The 1562-nt window shown below is 66.5% G+C and carries 1 protein-coding gene; it reads left to right on the top strand.

Annotated features, from left to right (window positions below):
* Positions 1-241 precede the first annotated feature (241 nt).
* Positions 242-1468, top strand: coding sequence for an IS110 family transposase (locus tag J4Z35_RS14010; protein ID WP_243755124.1), 1227 nt, complete (start codon positions 242-244; stop codon positions 1466-1468).
* Positions 1469-1562: the final 94 nt, after the last annotated feature.

The raw sequence follows: 1562 nt of genomic DNA, 5'->3' as shown, positions 1-1562 counted from the left end.
GACGTTGATGATGGAAGGGCCCCGCCGGCGGCGCGTGTGACTCCATAGGTGACTGGCAGGCGCTCAGCTTTGCCTTGCAACTGATTCGCCCACGTGCCGTCGGTGCGGGCATCCGAGTCTGGTTCGCGCTGGCCGGGGTGAGCATGACTTCATACGAGCTTGGCTGCGACCCCATCAACGTCTTGTCTGCCCCACCCCCGGCCAGCGCGTGCTCCCCGCGAAGAGAAGCACGAGTCCCATCATGACAACACCTACCCTCGAAGTCACCGCAGCCTCGCACGTCGTTGCGGGCGTCGACACCCACAGCGACACCCACCACGTCGCTGTCCTCGACTCGGCCGGCCGGCGCCTGGGCGACCACGAATTTCCCGCGACCCCGGCCGGATACGAGCAACTTCACGCCTACGTGAAAGCCTTCGGGTCCATCGCCTTGATCGGCATCGAAGGCACCAGCTCCTACGGCGCAGGCCTGACTCGCTACCTGAGCATCCGCGACGTCCCCATCCGAGAAATCATCCGGCCCAAACGCGCACCACGGCGCGCGGGCAAGTCCGACCCGATCGATGCCTACGCCGCAGCCCGGCAGGCACTGAGCGAACCCGAAACCCTCCCTCACGCGAAGAACAGCGACGGGCACACCGAGCAGATCCGCGTCCTGCTGGCCACCCGCCGCAGCGCGATCAAAGCCCGCGTCGCCGCCGCCCGCCAAATTAAGTCTCTGCTGGTCACAGCCCCCGACAGCATTCGCACGCGCTGGCGCGCGGTCAGCGACAAGGCACTCATCGCCGGCTTGGCCGCGACACGACCGTCTGGCGCCATCACGAGCGTGGGCGCTGCGACCGCGATCACGCTACGGCGCCTGGCCCGCCGGTGCGCTTACCTCGATCAAGAGATCACCGATGTCGACGAGGAACTACGCGTCCTGGTCGCTACCGCAGCGCCAGCGATGATTGCGACCAAGGGCTATGGCGTCGTGACCACCGCGACACTGTTGATCACGGCCGGAGCCAACCCGCAGCGGATGCATTCAGAAGGCTCGTTCGCCGCGCTGTGCGGGGCCAGCCCCATCCCGGCGTCCTCGGGCAAGACCACCCGCTATCGCCTCAACCGCGGTGGCGATCGGCAAGCTAACTGGGCACTCCACCAAATCGCGCTCGTCCGCCTGTCCAGCGACCCTCGCACCAAGGCTTACGCAGCTCGTCTACGCGGCACTGGGAAAACGAAGAAGGACATCCTGAGATGTTTGAAACGTGCCATTGCGCGTGAAGCCTTCCGCCTGTTGACCAAGCCCCACCTCGTGCCCCGCACCGACGACCTAAGGCAGCTGCGCCACGAGCGAGGCGCCACCCTGCTCGACGTCGCCCTCAGCCTCGGCGCAGAACCCGCACGCATCTCCGAACTCGAACGAGGCCGACGCCCCAACGCCGAACTCGCAACCGCCTACCGGGCCTGGCTCGACGTTGCTTGACACCTATAGGAGCATCAGTCGGTAGTCACGCAGCCTGATCGGCTCGTGTGGTCATGGTGGGCGCGGCTCCGCCCTGGGCTTCCGCAACCTGACC

This window comes from Dermacoccus sp. NHGro5, from assembly GCF_017565385.1.
Lineage (GTDB): Bacteria > Actinomycetota > Actinomycetes > Actinomycetales > Dermatophilaceae > Dermacoccus > Dermacoccus nishinomiyaensis.
Note: the sequence above shows the minus strand (reverse complement) of the source record. Positions and strands in the feature narration are given on the sequence as shown.

Coding starts and splice junctions, on each gene's coding strand:
- J4Z35_RS14010 (WP_243755124.1), top strand. CDS start 242: ATGACAACACCTACCCTCGAAGTCACCGCAGCCTCGCACGTCGTTGCG.